Below are 15,185 nucleotides of genomic sequence, written 5' to 3' on the forward strand. Positions count from 1 at the left end.
GGCGATCATGAACGATTATCCAGGTACCGAGGAACTCGAATGGCTGGATGCCTACTGGCGGGCCGCGAACTACCTTACCGTTGGCCAGATCTATCTCCAAGGCAACCCCTTGCTGGCCACCCCGCTGAAGTTGGCCGACATCAAGCCTCGGTTGCTGGGGCACTGGGGCACATCGCCGGGGCTGAACCTGATCTACACCCATCTGAACCGGCTGATCCGCCATTACGATCTCAACATGCTCTTCGTCACCGGCCCTGGCCATGGCGGCCCGGCCATGGTTGCCCAGGCGTATCTGGATGGTACCTATACCGAGCTGAACCCTGCGATAGAACGCAATGCGCAGGGGATGGCACGGTTGTTTCGTCAGTTTTCATGGCCGTATGGCATTGGCAGCCATGTCGGCCCGCATGTCCCGGGTTCTCTGCACGAGGGTGGCGAGCTTGGCTATGCCCTGGTCCATGCCTATGGCGCTGCCCTGGATAACCCGCAGTTGATCGTGGCCTGCGTCATAGGCGACGGCGAAGCGGAAACCGGCGCGCTGGCGGCAAGTTGGCATTGCAACAAGTTCCTCAATGCCGCGCGCGACGGTGCGGTACTGCCGATCCTGCATCTGAACGGCTACAAGATCGCCAACCCGACGGTGCTGGCGCGGATCAGCGAGGACGAGCTGACCAGCCTGATGTATGGCTATGGCTATGACCCCTATTTTGTCGAGGGCGACGAACCGATGGAGGTTCATCGGGCGTTGGCCAGGACGCTTGATGTGATCTACGAGAAAATCTGCCAGATCCAGCGCCTTGCCCGGCACACCGAATCGGGCGTAGCCATCGACCGGCCGTTGTGGCCAATGCTGGTATTGCGCACCCCCAAAGGCTGGACGGGGCCGAAATTCGTCGATGGGCAGCGGGTAGAAGGGACCTGGCGCTCCCACCAACTGCCCCTGGGTGATCTTCGCAAGCCGCTGCACTTGCAGCAATTGCAGCAATGGCTGGAAAGCTACCGCCCTCATGAGCTGTTCGATGCCCAGGGCTCGTTGTTGCCGGAACTGGCCGCACTGGTCCCGACCGGACGGCGGCGCATGAGCGCAAACCCTCATGCCAATGGCGGGCTGCTGTTGCGGGCGCTCGACCTTCCGCGCTTCAGCGATTACAGCGTGAAGATGGACGCACCTGGACAGGTGCGTGCAGAGGCGACCCGGATTCTTGGCAGTTACTTGCGTGACGTCATGAAGAACAGCCTGGTGTCCCGCGATTTCCGCCTGTTCGGGCCTGACGAGACGGCGTCCAACCGGCTGGACGCCGTGTTCGAGGCGACCAGCAAGGTCTGGCTGGATCCCCACGGCGTCGAAGATAACCACCTCGGGCCAGACGGCAGGGTAATGGAGATACTCAGCGAACATATATGCGAAGGTTGGCTGGAAGGCTACCTGTTGACCGGTCGGCACGGCCTGTTTTCCTGCTATGAAGCATTCATTCATATCGTCGATTCGATGATCAACCAGCATGCCAAATGGCTCAAGACCGCCGCCGAAGTGCCTTGGCGCAAGCCGATCGCCTCGCTGAACATCCTCCTGACTTCGCATGTCTGGCGCCAGGACCACAACGGCTTCTCGCACCAAGACCCAGGTTTCCTCGACCTTATGGCGAACAAGAAGGCCGATCTTGCGCGCATCTACCTGCCACCGGACGCCAACTGCCTGTTGTCCGTGGCTGACCATTGCTTGCGCAGCCGTGACTACATCAATGTGATCGTTGTCGGAAAACAGCTGGAATGGCAGTGGCTGGATGGGCAGGCGGCGAATCTGCATTGCCAGGCCGGCATCGGGCGTTGGGCATGGGCCAGCCATGACGATGACCTGCCGGAGGTGGTCCTCGCCTGCGCAGGCGATGTGCCGACGCTGGAAGTGTTGGCGGCCGTGACCCTGCTTCGTGATTACGTTGGCGATCTGCGGGTGAGGGTGGTGAACGTGGTTGACCTGATGGCACTGCAATCACCGCAACAGCATCCGCACGGGTTGCCCGACAGTGACTTCAACGCGCTGTTTACCGAAGAGCAGCCGGTGATCTTCGCCTTCCATGGTTATCCTGCCCTGATTCACCGCCTGATCTACAAGCGTGCCAACCCGCAGCGCTTCCATGTGCATGGTTTCCGTGAAGAAGGGGCAACCACCACGCCGTTCGACATGGCAGTCATCAACAACCTCGACCGCTACCAGCTGGTTCTCGATGTGTTCGAACGCGTGCCTCGCCTGCGAGCGCAGGTGGAGCAGGCGCGAACCCGCTACTGGTCGACCATGGAAAGGCACAAGCTGTACCTCATCGAGCATGGCGAAGACATGCCTGAGGTTGCGCAATGGCACTGGACGCCACACCCAGACGCCTGAACAGGCGCTATTTGGCTTTCCAGTATTTCTGCATTTCGAGGAACAGGAACGACGCGGTCCAGGTGATCAGCACCAGGCCTGTCAACGCTTGCAGGCCGGTGAGGTACTTCAGATGGCCGTTAGGCGCGATGTCGCCAAAGCCTATCGTGGTGTAGGTGGTGAAGGAAAAGTACACGCAATCCAGGAAGCTGCCGTCGAAGTTGCCACTGAGCGTGCCCCAGCCTTCGGCGTGAATCATCAGGTAATACACCAGGGCGAAACACCAGACCTCCAGCGCATGAGCCAGCAGCGCGCCGAATACGCCTGCGACGATCCGGAATCGGCTCCACAGTTTCAGCCGCGGTAGCCAGTCGTTCAGGCGCAGTAGGCATTCGTAGTGGATGATCACCACCAGGATCACCACCAGCATGTTGATCAATGTGACGGTGAGCATGGTCGGTACTCGGACTGGATCGGAGTGTCATTTGGCCGCATCGACCAGATTATAGGTGGCAGGGTCCTTGGCCACCGGCAGCAGCGCCGGGAATTCTTCCGGGGTGATGGTTTCCCTGGCCAACAACAGGCGTGCCCCAGTGTCCAGGTCGGCGCGTCGTTGCTCGAGCAAGGTCCGGGCACGGGCGTAAGCGTCTTCCAGCAGGCCTCGAATACCCAGGTCGATTTCGCGCGCGGTCTGCTCTGAGTAGTCCTTGCGCTCCTGGCGCAACAACGATTCGCCCAGGTAACTGGCCTGTTGGCGCTCCAGCACTGCCTGGCCCAGTTCCGTGCTCATGCCGAAGCGGGTGATCAGCTGGCGGGCGATGTCGGTGGCGCGTCCCAGGTCGTCGGCAGCCCCGGTGGACACCTGGCCGAATACCAGGCTTTCGGCGGCTCGCCCGGCCATCAGCACGACGATCCGGTCGCGGAGCATCTGCGCGCTGATCAGGTAGCGGTCATCGGTCGGCCGTTGCAGGGTGAACCCCAGCGAGCCAGCGGCCCTGGGGATGATCGACACCTTATGCACCGGGTCCATCGCCGGCAGGCTGCTTGCGGCCAGCGCGTGGCCCATCTCATGGTACGCCACGACCTGGCGTTCATCGTCGCGCAGCACGTTGCCCTTGCGCTCCACGCCTGCCACCAGGCGCTCGACGGCAGCGGTGAAGTCCTGCAGCTCGACCCATTGGCTGGCACGTCGGGTGGCGACGATGGCGGCCTCGTTCACCAGGTTGGCCAGGTCGGCGCCGGTCAGGCCGGGGGTGATGTCGGCGATACGTTCGCAGTCCAGATCGTTCTTGTAGACGATCTTGTGCAGGTGCACCTTGAGGATCGCCAGGCGACCCTTGCGGTCAGGCCGGTCGATCAGGATCTGCCGGTCGAACCGTCCGGCTCGCAGCAGCGCGGGGTCCAGTATCTCAGGGCGGTTGGTCGCCGCCAGCAGCACGACGCCTTCGCGTGGGTCGAAGCCATCCAGTTCGGCCAGCAGTTGATTGAGCGTCTGTTCCTTCTCGTCATTGCCACCCAGGCTGCCGATGCCACGCATCTTGCCCAGGGCATCCAGTTCGTCGATGAAAATGATGCAGGGCGCGGCGCGTCGGGCCTGGTCGAACAGGTCGCGAACCCGCGCCGCGCCCACGCCGACGAACATCTCGACGAACTCGGACCCGGAGATCGAGAAAAAGGGTACCGCCGCTTCGCCGGCGATCGCCTTGGCCACCAGGGTCTTGCCGGTGCCCGGGGGGCCGACCAGCAATGTGCCCTTGGGCACATGCGCCCCCAGACGGGCATAGAACGCCTGGTTCTTGAGGAAGGACACCACTTCGGTGAGTTCGCCCTTGACGTCGTCTATGCCCGCCACATCGGCGAAGGTGACCTTGATGTCACGCTCGACGTAGACCCGGGCGCGCGACTTCCCCACACCCATCAGACCGCCCAGGCCTTGTTTATCGGTTACCCCACGAAACAGGAAGAACCACAGCGCCAGCATCATTATCAGCGGCATGAGCCAACCCACCATGGCAGCCAGGTTGCTGTCCTCGGCAACTCCGGTGAAGGTCACGCCCGTGCGGCCCAGTTGCTCGCTCAGTTGCGGGTCGATCCGCACCGTGGAGAACATCGAGCGGCCGGCGATGGGTTCCTGCAGCTTGCCCAGGATACGGTCGTGTTCGACCCGAAGGTCGCTGACCTTTTGCTGCTCCAGCAATTGCAGGAACTGGCTATAGGAGATGGTCTGCACGGCCGCACGGTCGAATAGACCGAACTGAATGGCGGCGAGCACGGAAAGCCCAATCGCCAGCAAGTACAGCTTCCAGGGCTGATCTTTGTTCATGACCATATCTCGTGGTGGGCAGCCGGGTCAGGCGATCAACAAAAAGTCTTCGACCTTGCTCACGCCCGGCACCGCCCAGGCGGCGCGCTCGACCAACTCCCGTTCGCGAAGCAAATGCACCTTGCCTTCCAGCCTGACCACACCACCGTTGACGGTGACGCGAATGCCTTCGGCCTGAATCTCGGCGCTGCGCTTGAGTGCCTGTTCGATGTGGTGGCGAATATCGCTGGCATCGGCCCGCGCCTTCAAAGTGATGCGGTTCTGCACGCTGATCACGCCCGACAGACGCCACACCTCCTGTTCGATCACTTCCTTCTGGTATTGCCAGTCCAGTTCGCCTTCCAAGGTCACCGTGCCTTTGTGAACGGTGACCTTGATGCCCTCGACATTGGCATCCGAGCTCCAGGCGATGATCTTCAGGGCACGGCTGGCAATGGTATCGTCGGCGGTGCCTTCGAGTTTGTTCAGCCGGACTTCGATTTCCTCGGCCAGCCCACGCACGCCTTTCATGGCTTTTACGGTGCGCTCGGCACTGATCTTCTGGGCATAACTGCTGACATGGCCTGACAGTGTGACCACACCGTCCTGCACCGTCACACCGATGCTGGCGGCATTGATGTCAGGTTGAAACGCCAACTCTTCGAGCACCAGGTCGCGCAAATCAAGGTCGTTCATGATGGTCTCCGCTATCCATTGGAAAGGTGGGCTGAGATGTTCTCAGCCCATGTTTCTACCCCCCAGCGGTATTACGTGATTGACAAAGGTCAAAACCGGCGCGCTATCGCACGCTGGGCGAGATTGATAAATGTCAGGCTGCGCTGAGTGGCGATGCCGATACTGAGGGTGTCTTGGGCATGCGCGAGGGCACCAACATGCAACGCTATCTGCTTGCCGGATTGTCCAGTCTGCTGCTGGCATCGGCTTCGGGCTGTACCCCTTGGCACGCTGAAGAATACGACGCGCGCCTGGAGTCGGCCGAGAACAACGCGGCTACCGCCCGTTTGCGGGCCGACCAGGTGTGCTACCGCATCGACCTGGTCGAGCAGACCGCCAACGAGGCACTGCGCAGAGCGACCCAGGCCCAGGAACAGGTCCAACAGTTGCTGCAGCAGGCCAAGCGCAAGTGACCGCCATGTCACGTCGATGGCTGGACCCAAGCCTGTTGCTGGTCTGCGTCCTGGCCTTGCTGCTCGGAGGGCTGGCCTATGCGGCGCAACAGCCGACCTGGGCTGCGCTGATCTGGGCCGCCGGCAGCGCGATCATGGCAGCGGTGCTGGCGGTGGAAATGGCCCGGCGCCTGGCCAGGCGTGAGGCGGGCATTGACCTGATCGCGCTGATGTCGATTGGCGCGGCCCTGGCCCTTGAGCAGATGCTGGTAGGCGCCGTGGTTGCGCTGATGCTTGCCTCGGGCCGTACATTGGAGACTCTCAGCTTGCGTCACGCCGAGCGCGAGTTGCGGGCACTGATCGACCGGGCCCCTCAGCGGGCCTGGATTCAAGAGCAGGATGGTTTGCGTGAGGTACCGGTGGACGAGGTCCGCGCTGGGCAGAGTGTACTGGTGCGCCTGGGTGAGATCGTGCCGGTGGATGGGTGGTTGCAATCCGAGCAGGCGACCCTGGACGAAGCTGCGCTGACTGGCGAATCGTTACCGGTTACCCGCCATGCCGGTGAGCCGGTGGCCAGTGGGGTGACCAACTCCGGTGCGCCGCTGCTGTTGCTGGCCGCGCAAACCGCGGCGCAAAGCACTTACGCTGGCATCGTGAAGCTGGCCGAAGCGGCACGTCAGTCACGGGCACCTTTCATGCGCCTGGCCGACCGCTATGCGCTGGCGCTGATCCCGCTGACATTGCTCATTGCTGCGCTGGCGTGGTGGGCCAGTGGCGATGTGCAGCGAGTGCTTGCCGTGCTGGTGGTCGCCACGCCTTGCCCGCTGATACTGGCGGTGCCAATTGCCATCATCTCGGGTATTTCGAGGGCTGCACGGCGCAACATACTCGTGCGTGACGGCGAGGTGCTTGAAGCCCTGGCCGGCATCCGCCAGGTGTTCCTCGACAAGACCGGTACCTTGACCAGTGGTCATGCCCAGTTGCAGTCGATCGAACTGAAGGGGCAAGGCGCGCCGTTGCAGATGCTGCAGTTGGCCGCTTCGTTGGCCCAGTCATCGACCCATCCGATTGCCCAGGCCATCGTTCATGCTGCCCGCCTGCGCAACCTGACGCTGACCGCGCCCGAGCAGGTGCAGGAAAGCCCCGGCCAGGGGCTTGCCGGGATCGTTCAAGGCAAGGCTGTACGCTTGGGCGCCCTGGCCTATGTGCAGAACGAGAAGGACGATGGCCAGTGGGCACAGGCACGTTTGCAGCAACTGGACTACCTGGCCAACAGCGGCAGTTTCGTGGCGGTTGACGGTGAGTTGAAAGCGGTACTGCGGCTGGCCGATGACTTGCGCCGGGAAACCCCCCAGACACTGCGCCGCCTGCGGGCGCGCGGGATCGAAAAGGTCGTCATGCTCACCGGTGACCGCCCGGAGACGGCGGAAATGGTTGCGCTGGCGGCGGGTATCGATGAGCTTCGCTCGGGGCTCTCGCCAGTCGACAAGATTCGCCTGGTGCAGGACGGCTGCCGCATGGCGCCCTCGCTGATGGTCGGCGATGGCATCAACGATGCGCCAGCATTGGCGGCGGCCGATGTCGGGGTTGCCATGGGCGCTTCTGGCGTCACGGCCTCTGCCCAGGCGGCCGGTGTGGTGTTGCTGGTCGATCGTCTCGATCGATTGGTCGATGCCTTGGATATCGCCCGGTACGCCGTGTACATCGCCCGTCAGGGGGTATGGGTGGGCATGAGCCTGTCGTTGCTGGCCATGCTGGTTGCCGCCGCCGGCTACCTGCCCGCGCTGCTGGGGGCGGTGTTGCAGGAAGGTATCGACCTGTTGATCATCGTCAACGCCTTGCGTGCGCTGGGCCCCTTGACGCCCGGGCGACGCAGCGGGCTTGCCGTCGAGGACCTGGATCGGTTGCAGGATGAGCATCGGCAACTCGACGGGTTGCTGACGGAGCTGAGCCAGATGGCCTGCGATTTCGCCAAACGCCCCATCGAGCAGGCGCGGGACGACCTGGGCAAACTGGTCACCGGCCTGCATGACCTTCTGGAGCGCCACGAGCGCGATGACGAGCGTCGTTTGTATCCGCTGCTGAGCCGCTTCATGCAGGGCGAAGATCCGCTCTCGGCGATGAGCCATACCCACCGGGAAATCTTCCGCCTCATCCATCTTCTCTCCTGCATGAGCCAGGATTTCAACCGGGCGGCAGCGAGCCCGAGCCCTGATGACATCCAGCACCAGCTGATACGCCTGGACACCTTGGCCAAGTTGCATTTCGACCAGGAAGAAGCCCTGTACCGGTACCTGGATCAACGCTGAGCGCGGCGTTCAGCGCCCTGTAGGATTGATAAAAATCAAGCACCCAACACGGTGCAGCGGGATGCTGGCAGCAGTTGTTCTCTGCCCTGGCCTGAACGGGAGGCAATACCATGCCCCACAGCAAAATCCTGTTTCGCTCCGCAGCGCGGGAGAAAATCCTCAGTGGTGCCACCCAGCTCGCCGATGCCGTGCGCGTTACGCTAGGGCCCAAATCGAAATCGGTGCTGATGCAAAGCAGTTGGGGTAAACCGACTGTCTGCAACGATGGCGTGACCATCGCCAAACGCGTCTTTCTGCAGGACCCGGAGGAAAACCTCGGCGCACAGATGCTGCGCCAGGCGGCCGAGCGCACTGGTGAAGCGGTGGGTGATGGCACCAGTACCGCAACTGTGCTCGCTCACGCGATCCTGGCCGACGGCGTGCGCAACGTGGTGGCCGGAGCCAGTGCCATCGATCTCAAGCGAGGCCTGGACAAGGGCTTGGCGCTGGTCATCAAATCGTTGCTGGCGCAGTCACGACAGGTCTGCACTGCCAAGGAAAAAGCACAAGTGGCGACGTTGTCAGCGCACAACGATCCGTTGATTGGCCAGTTGGTCGCCGATGCCCTGGAAAAGGTTGGCGTGGAAGGTGTGGTCAGCATCGAGGAATCCAAGACCACCGAAACCAAGGTCGAGATCATGGATGGCATGCGCTTCGACCGAGGCTATGTGTCGCCTTACTTCGTCACCGACACCGAGAAGATGCAGGTCGAACTGACCGATGCCTGTGTCTTGCTATGCGATCACAAGATCGGCGCACTCAACGATCTGCTGCCCCTGCTGGAACAGGTGGCGAAAAGCGGTCAGCCGCTGGTGGTTATTGCCGAGGACATCGACGGCGAGGCCCTGACCACGCTGGTAGTCAACCAGATCCGCGGCGTACTGCGCGCGGTGGCGGTGAAGGCTCCTGGGTATGGCGACCGGCGCAAGGAAATACTTCAGGACATCGCGGTGCTCACGGGGGCTACCCTGGTGTCGGCAGAGCTTGGCGTCACGCTCGATCAGTTGCAGCTGTCCCAGCTTGGCCAAGTGCACCGTGCGGTGGTGTTGAAGGACAGCACCGCGTTGATTGGAGGCAGTGGCACGCAGCAAGCGGTGGCTACCCGCGTTGCGCATATCCGCGCCCAGATCGAGGCCAGCACCAGCGATTATGATCGGAAAAACTGCACGAACGCCTGGCCAGGCTTGCCGGCGGTGTGGCAGTGATACGTCGGGGCACCCTCCGAGGCGGAGATGAAAGCGCGCAAGGACGCATTGGACGATGCCCTGGCCGCCACCCGTGCAGCCATCGCCGAAGGCATCGTGCCTGGCGCCGGCTTGGCTTTGCTGAAGACTGTGTCGGTGTTGCTCGCTGAAGAGGCGAACAGCGAAGGCGATATGCGTACGGGCCTGCAGATACTGCGCCGTGCGCTGGAGGCCCCGGCGCGGATGATTGCCGATAATTCCGCGGTGGACGCGGGTGTGGTGGTGGCACGCATGCTTGCCGAAACGGGCAGTATCGGGTTCGACGCGGCGGCCAACACCTATGTCGACCTGTACGAGGCCGGCATCATCGACCCCACCAAAGTGGTGCGCATCGCCCTCGAGAATGCTGTTTCCGTCGCCAGCATCCTGCTGCTGACCGAGGCAACCATGACCGATATCCCGGAAAAACCAGCACCTTTGATGCAACCCCCAATCCCTGAGTGATCAGGCGAACCGATCATTGGAGGCTACCATGAGCCACTATCAACGCCTGTTGCTGATCCTGCGCCCGGCATTGTGCCAGTCCTGTGCCTTGGAGCAGGCTGCCGCCCTGGCCAGGTCAAGTTCGGCAAGCCTGCACATAGTGGGTTTGCTGGAGTCGCTGGACAAGCTCAGGTTCCTGGAGACAGGTGACCCTCGGAGCGAGCGGCAGGCTTACCTGCAATCCCAGCAAGACCAGCTCGAGGCCCAGGCCAAGGTGCTACGAGCCTCGGGTGTGCAAGTGACGACGGAAGTCGCCTGGAGCAGCGATCTGCAGGCGGATATTCTCGAACATGCCCTGGAGATGCAGCCGGATGTACTGCTCAAGCAGGTCGAGCACGAGCCGGTGCTCAAGCGGGCCTTCTTTACCCCGTTGGACTGGCAGTTGCTGCGCCATTGCCCGATCCCGGTCTACCTGTTGGGCGCCGCCAGACCGGCCTTGCCTCGCCAGATCGTCGCGGCGGTGGACGTGGCCGATCAATCGCCCGAGGGCCAGGCGCGCAATAACAGCATCGTCCAGCAGGCCAATGCGCTGGCCTTGCAGACCGGCGCGCAACTGGACCTGCTGTTCGCCTGTGACCTGACCATGGCCTACATGGGCGACATGGGATATGGCGCCTGGGCCATTGGCGACGTCGGCGAGTCCTTGCGCCATGCCCTGGAGGACGATTTCAAGGCGCTGGCCGATCGCTGCGGTGCGCCGGCCGAACGCAGGCACTTCCTGCTGGGCCGCCCGGTCGCGGTGCTGAGTGAATATGTCGAGACCCACCCGGTGGACGTCATCGTCATGGGCAGGCCGCTTGCCCGTGGGCTGGACCGACTGTTCGGCAGCACCACGGAGCATGTGTTGTACCAGATACCCTGCAATATCCTGGCGGTGTAGGGCGATGTCTGGGGTTCATGCGCCCCAGCCCCGGCGGTTGGCAAGCAACTTGGCGACCAGGGCGCTGGTATCGACGATATCCAGCTGCTGCAGGCATCGCACGGGCAGGCGAAAGGGCGCGATGCTGTCGGCCACCAGTACCCGTTCGAATACCCCGCTGTCGAATAGCTCGCCACCAGTGGTGAACAGGCCATGGGTGGCAGCGGCCAGCATGCGGCTGGCTCCGGCCTGTCGGCAGGCCTGGGCTGCGCGCAGCAGCGTCTGCCCCGTGCTGATCAGGTCGTCGAACACGATGACAGTGCTACCTGCCACGTCACCCACCAGGTGTTCGCCGCTCAGGCCCGCCTGCTGGCGGTGCTTTTCCATCATGGCCACAGATACCGGGCGCCCGAGCAGGTCCGCCAGAACCTGGCGAAACTGCTCGGCGCGTTTGATGCCGCCAATATCCGGCGACACGACCGTGACTGTCTGCTCACCGAGCAGTGGGGCCAGGTGTTGGGCGAACAGCTCGGTGCATTGCAGGTTCCAGCTCGGGATTCGGTAGGCGTTGTCGAAGGCGCTGGGGTTGTGTACGTCCAGCGCCACCACGCGGTCGACACCGATGCTTTCCATCAGGCAAGCCACATGGCGGGTGATGGTCGCATCCTGAAACTCCACCTTGCGGTCCTTGCGGCCATAACACAGGTAAGGCGTGACTGCTGTCACCTGGCTGGCACCGGCGTCCTTGAGCGCACCACAGAAGAACAGCAACCGGCACAGCTTGTCGTGTGCGCTGTGGTGCGCGTCGCCATAGAGCGAGTGAAAGACGATGACCGATCGACCGTCGACCGATTCGCCAGGCCAGCATTTGTGTTCTCCGTCCTCGTAGTCACGCTCTTCATGAGCTGACAGTGTCCAGCCCAGGCGTTGCGCCACGGCATTCCCATAGGCCTGGCTGCCTCGCAGGGCGAACAGTAACGGCGGTGTGTCATTCATGCCCTGCGCTCCATTGGTCGTACATAGCAACATAAGCTGAGTTGGACTGTGGGGTTTGACGTTTATCAAGTCGAGCATAGCCAGCAGGCGGACACTGGGCAGGTCAGAGCATGCCAAGGCCTGCGCACCTATACCCTGCACGGAGAGTACGCCAATGGACAAATACCAGAAAAGCCACAAGGACAAACTGTTCAAGCCACACCCGTTCGACCCCTATGCCACGCCGCTTCGTTCTGGCGGCAGCGCGCGTTGTCCGCAATGTGGCGTTGTCTACCACGGAGGGGAGTGGCACGCCTATGGGGCGATGGGGCCTGGGCCGGTGGATTCGATTGTCTGCCCCGCATGCCGACGTATCGAGGACCGTGCCGCTGCCGGACAAGTGCGGGTGTCGGGCCGTTTTCTGGCAGCGCACGAAGAGGAGATTCGCAAGCTCATGCATAACGTGGAGCAACAGGAAAGGCAAAGGCATGTTCTTGAGCGCTTGATAGCCATCGAGTACCAGCAGGATCAACTGGTAGCAACTACCACTGGTACCCACCTGGCCAACCGCATCGGTCATGAGCTGGAGGCCGCCTACGATGGAACTTGCAGCTACCGTTACAGCGACAGCGATGTGTACTTGAGTATCGATTGGCATCGCGACTGAGGTCAGTTCGCCTGGTTTCACTCCAGGGAGAAGGTGAAACCAGGCAGGTGATCGTTCAACCGTGGATCGCCAGAATGCTGGAGTGAACCTTGTACAGGGTTTGCTCTGTAGTACTGCCAACGACCTTGCTCACCCCCTCGTGGTAGAGCGTACCCATCACTACCACATCGAAGCCATGCTTGTTCGCGTAGTCGCTGACCACGTTACGGGCAGCGCCTCGCACCAGGTGCAGATGATCTGGCTTGATGCCGTAGCGGCCGCCGAACGTCGCCATGCGCTCGCGCGCGCGACCAGATATTTCCTCTACCAGCTTGTCAGTCCAGGCCACGGGTGCGGCGGCATAGGCAACGAAGCTGGTGCTGGGTTCATAGGCCTGCAGCAGGTGCAGTTGCGCCTTGCATCGCTGTGCCAGTGCCTGTGCCGATTGCAGGATGTGGTCGTTGAGCCTGTCGATCACCGGGTCGTGCTCGACAAGATCCACGGCGACAAGGATGCGCGCTGGCAGCTTGGTTTCAGCCTGGGCCACCAGGTGCATCGGGATCGGGCAACGGCGCAGCAGTTGCCAGTCCAAGGGGGTGAGCAGGGCACGGCTCAAGGCGGTTTCGTGCCTGATGTCCTTGATCACCATCTCCACCCGGTGCAGTTGGGCCAGCCGGATCAAGTCCTTGAGCGGGTCTTCATCGTCCAGTGTCTCGGCGTAGGCGGTAATGCCCAGTTCGCCCAGCGCCTTCACCTGGTCGGCGAGCCAAGCCTTGCGGTGCTCGGCGTCCTGCTTGCGGGCATTACTGCGCAGCACCTGGTCCAGGGTGGCCAGTCGTGAGGGCAGTTGACTGAGCACCACCAGGTGCAAGGTGGCGCCTGTCGTACTGGCCAGCGCCTGAGCACGCGTCAGGGCAGGCGAGGGGTGCAGGTCTGGATGGCAGATCAGTAGCAGTCGCGAGTAAGTGTTCATGATGGCCTCCACGGCGATGGCAGCCTCGATGAAGGCCCACCGGTACAGGCCAAGGGTGACGCACCGGGGCTTGATGGCCTTGATATTTATCAAGATTGGCTGAGCGGCAGCTTCGATAATGACAGCGGTGCGGCACCCCATATTCGCGCCAGGAGGTGGCTGATGAGCCCGTACCGCCGGATTCTTCTGGTCATGACCAAGGTCCAGGCCCATGCCGCGATGCATCGGGCCATGGCATTGGCTCGAGCGTCAGGTGCCTTGTTGCACGTACTGGGCATCCACGCCACCACTGAGCCTGGCCTGCCCGAGCCAGGGCAGCAAGTTTCACAACCTTCAGCCGCGTTCGCGCATTTCAGTGCCGGGCTCAAGGCATTGCTCGACGAGCAGGCGCCCGCAGGGTTGCACACCACCTTCGAAGCGCTGGAAAGCTCCATGGCGCGTGACCTCGTACCGGCGTGTATTGCACGCTTTGCGCCTGATTTGGTGATCAAGGGGCTACCCGCCAGTCGGGTACCTGGCCTGAACGACAAATCCTCGGTTGACCATGTGTTGCTGCATACCAGTAAGGTGCCATTGCTGCTCGTGCCTGCCGAGGCCAGCGCCATGCCCGCGAACATACTGGTGGCCGTGGATGTGGCCAAGGCGGACCTTGCGCAGCAAGCGCTGAACCATGCGCTGGTGGAGGCAGGCCGGCAACTGGCGAGCCCATGCAACGGCCAGGTCCATCTGCTGTCGGTCTACGATCTGCCGTTGGCCATGCTGGCCAATCCCGACCTGGCAGCGCCATGGGCGGAGCAAGTGCGCGAGTCACTCCAGCTACCATTCGATGAACTGGCCGATATCCATGGCATTCCCTATGCGCAGCGCTACTTTATCGAAGGTGCGCCGCTACGCGTCATTCAGTCTCTCGTCCCCACGCTGAAGATCGATGTGGTGGTGGTCGGCGTGGTGCAGCCCAGACGTTGGGCCAAGCTGATCGGCGATACTACCGAACGGCTCGTCAATCATGCCCCGTGCAGCGTTCTGACAGTCAGGCCCCCGTCAGCCGATTGATTCAGGCGGTATCGCCGGCTCGGCCGTGGCGAATCACTTCCACGCTGAAATCCGCTTCGAAAGGCGGCACATGACATTCGACGATGTCCTGCTCGGCGACTTGCAGGTGTATGCCCACGATGTGTGCATGCACGGGTTGGCGGCAGGCGTGACGGTCAACGAGCACCGCGCTGAGTACCCGTCGCGCCCCAAGCTCAGCCAGGTAAGCGCAGGTGCGCAGCAGGGAGTGCCCTTCGTACAGCACGTCATCGACCACCAGCAAGGTGGTTTCGGCCAGATTCAGGTTGGCCAGCTCAGGGTTCTCGGTGAGCTGCGTATGGGCATGCAGGAGGCTGAGGTCGTCGCCGTAGCGCTTGACCTTGATCGGGTAGAGCGGCAGTGGCGCGGCACTTCCGGTCAGTTGCTGCAGGTGCAATTGCAGGCGCCGCGCCAAAGGCTCACCTCGGCGTTGAATTCCCACCAGTACCAGGGGCTGCGCAGGCATCAGCGCCAGGGCCTGATACGCCATTGTACGCAGCACGCTATCGAGATCTTGTTCGTCATACAGGCGAACGCGTGAGGGAGCGGGGCGGTTCATGATTCTTGTCCGTAGCCGGCCAATGGTCATTGGCAAATTACGCTGCCACCGCCAATTGGACTTGATAAAAGCCAAGCACAGGTCAGTTCCATGACAATGCTTGCGGTCGATGTCGAGGGCATTGGGGCTGGCACCGCCCGATGCGCAGCGGTCTTGCAGGTTAATTACTTCAACTGTTGACCTAAGATAACTTCTGCCGCCTTTTGGATCGCCGCGCCACGGACGCAGTGGTAGCG

12 protein-coding genes and 1 pseudogene are annotated in these 15,185 nt (G+C 62.3%); 7 read left to right on the forward strand and 6 right to left on the reverse strand.

Features of this window, described 5'->3' with window-relative positions; genetic code table 11:
* Positions 1–7: 7 nt before the first annotated feature.
* Entirely contained in the window at positions 8–2,383 is a 2,376-nt protein-coding gene (locus E5221_RS13005; protein WP_182328769.1) for a phosphoketolase family protein, read from the forward strand.
* A 7-nt stretch (positions 2,384–2,390) separates the two neighbouring features.
* Here the strand turns inward: E5221_RS13005 and E5221_RS13010 are convergent, their stop codons facing one another.
* From E5221_RS13010 to E5221_RS13020, 3 genes are read right to left on the reverse strand one after another with little or no spacing between them, the layout of a single operon-like run.
* Complete coding sequence (locus E5221_RS13010; RefSeq protein WP_003256841.1) at positions 2,391–2,816, reverse strand: potassium channel family protein; 426 nt, start codon at positions 2,814–2,816, stop codon at positions 2,391–2,393.
* 27 nt (positions 2,817–2,843) lie between these two features.
* Positions 2,844–4,685: an ATP-dependent zinc metalloprotease FtsH gene (ftsH, locus tag E5221_RS13015; RefSeq protein WP_046613744.1), complete on the reverse strand. Its 1,842-nt coding sequence runs from the start codon at positions 4,683–4,685 to the stop codon at positions 2,844–2,846.
* A 27-nt stretch (positions 4,686–4,712) separates the two neighbouring features.
* On the reverse strand, positions 4,713–5,360 hold the full coding sequence (locus tag E5221_RS13020; protein WP_247847604.1) for a BON domain-containing protein: 648 nt from the start codon (positions 5,358–5,360) through the stop codon (positions 4,713–4,715).
* Positions 5,361–5,557: 197 nt separating this feature from the next.
* On the opposite strand from E5221_RS13020, the gene E5221_RS13025 reads away from it, so the two are divergent.
* From E5221_RS13025 to E5221_RS13040, 4 genes and pseudogenes are all read left to right on the forward strand, one after another.
* Complete coding sequence (locus E5221_RS13025; protein WP_024086880.1) at positions 5,558–5,812, forward strand: hypothetical protein; 255 nt, start codon at positions 5,558–5,560, stop codon at positions 5,810–5,812.
* A 5-nt stretch (positions 5,813–5,817) separates the two neighbouring features.
* Positions 5,818–8,100 carry a heavy metal translocating P-type ATPase gene (locus E5221_RS13030; protein ID WP_247847605.1) on the forward strand — a complete coding sequence of 761 codons (2,283 nt, stop codon included), beginning with the start codon at positions 5,818–5,820 and terminating at the stop codon, positions 8,098–8,100.
* 110 nt (positions 8,101–8,210) lie between these two features.
* Positions 8,211–9,827 (forward strand): annotated as a pseudogene (gene groL, locus E5221_RS13035) (chaperonin GroEL).
* 28 nt (positions 9,828–9,855) lie between these two features.
* Positions 9,856–10,746 carry a universal stress protein gene (locus E5221_RS13040; RefSeq protein WP_247847606.1) on the forward strand — a complete coding sequence of 297 codons (891 nt, stop codon included), beginning with the start codon at positions 9,856–9,858 and terminating at the stop codon, positions 10,744–10,746.
* A gap of 15 nt (positions 10,747–10,761) precedes the next feature.
* Here the strand turns inward: E5221_RS13040 and prs are convergent, their stop codons facing one another.
* The gene (gene prs / locus E5221_RS13045; RefSeq protein ID WP_247847607.1) at positions 10,762–11,721 is read right to left on the reverse strand and encodes a ribose-phosphate diphosphokinase; all 960 of its coding nucleotides are present in this window, start codon (positions 11,719–11,721) and stop codon (positions 10,762–10,764) included.
* A gap of 154 nt (positions 11,722–11,875) precedes the next feature.
* Between prs and E5221_RS13050 the strand changes: the two genes are divergently transcribed.
* Positions 11,876–12,367 carry a BCAM0308 family protein gene (locus tag E5221_RS13050; RefSeq protein ID WP_023662714.1) on the forward strand — a complete coding sequence of 164 codons (492 nt, stop codon included), beginning with the start codon at positions 11,876–11,878 and terminating at the stop codon, positions 12,365–12,367.
* Positions 12,368–12,422: 55 nt separating this feature from the next.
* Here the strand turns inward: E5221_RS13050 and E5221_RS13055 are convergent, their stop codons facing one another.
* On the reverse strand, positions 12,423–13,412 hold the full coding sequence (locus tag E5221_RS13055) for a universal stress protein (protein ID WP_247847608.1): 990 nt from the start codon (positions 13,410–13,412) through the stop codon (positions 12,423–12,425).
* Between the two features lie 69 nt (positions 13,413–13,481).
* Here E5221_RS13055 and E5221_RS13060 point away from each other — a divergent pair, with 69 nt between their 5' ends.
* Positions 13,482–14,372, forward strand: coding sequence for a universal stress protein (locus E5221_RS13060; protein ID WP_061552135.1), 891 nt, complete (start codon positions 13,482–13,484; stop codon positions 14,370–14,372).
* Between the two features lies 1 nt (position 14,373).
* On the opposite strand, the gene E5221_RS13065 is transcribed toward E5221_RS13060, so the two are convergent.
* Complete coding sequence (locus tag E5221_RS13065; RefSeq protein ID WP_247847609.1) at positions 14,374–14,949, reverse strand: phosphoribosyltransferase family protein; 576 nt, start codon at positions 14,947–14,949, stop codon at positions 14,374–14,376.
* Positions 14,950–15,185: the final 236 nt, after the last annotated feature.

Origin of the sequence: Pseudomonas sp. A2 (assembly GCF_023100865.1) — a bacterium.
In the GTDB taxonomy this organism is placed as follows: domain Bacteria; phylum Pseudomonadota; class Gammaproteobacteria; order Pseudomonadales; family Pseudomonadaceae; genus Aquipseudomonas; species Aquipseudomonas asiatica.